This window comes from Pseudoalteromonas sp. S1727 (assembly GCF_005886375.1).
In the GTDB taxonomy this organism is placed as follows: Bacteria; Pseudomonadota; Gammaproteobacteria; order Enterobacterales; family Alteromonadaceae; genus Pseudoalteromonas; species Pseudoalteromonas haloplanktis.
Genome location: NZ_PNDT01000290.1, coordinates 1 through 419, shown reverse-complemented (window position 1 = coordinate 419; position 419 = coordinate 1). Strand labels below are relative to the sequence as shown.

The 419-nt window shown below is 37.5% G+C and carries 1 protein-coding gene; it reads right to left on the bottom strand.

Going from position 1 to position 419, the window contains the following annotated elements:
• Positions 1-419, bottom strand: a 419-nt coding sequence (locus CWB85_RS22060; RefSeq protein ID WP_138556025.1) for a DEAD/DEAH box helicase, incomplete at both ends; no start/stop codon positions are given.

Sequence of the window (419 nt, the reverse complement as noted above, 5' to 3'; positions counted from 1 at the left end):
ATAAATCATCACACACCTGCTGTGTTTCAACTTTGGTATTACAAAACACTACACAGCTTTCAGGTTGGAATTTAAGTAACAGTAGTTTTAAAGTATTAAAACGCTGTTTGTTATTATCCATTTTATAGAAGTATTGCTTAATGGTGCTTTTTTCTTGCTCTTCTTCTACTTTCACCATAGCAGGGTTACTTAACACTCGTTTAGCAATCGCTTCGATTGCACGTGGGAAAGTCGCGCTAAATAATAATGTTTGCCGCTGCTTAGGAATGCAATCAATAATAGCATCTAAGGTATCTTGGAAGCCCATATCAAGCATTTGGTCAGCTTCATCAAGCACTAAGGTTTCAACATCATCTAAACGTAAGGTGCCTTTACGAATATGATCATCAACACGCCCTGGTGTACCAACAATAATGTGC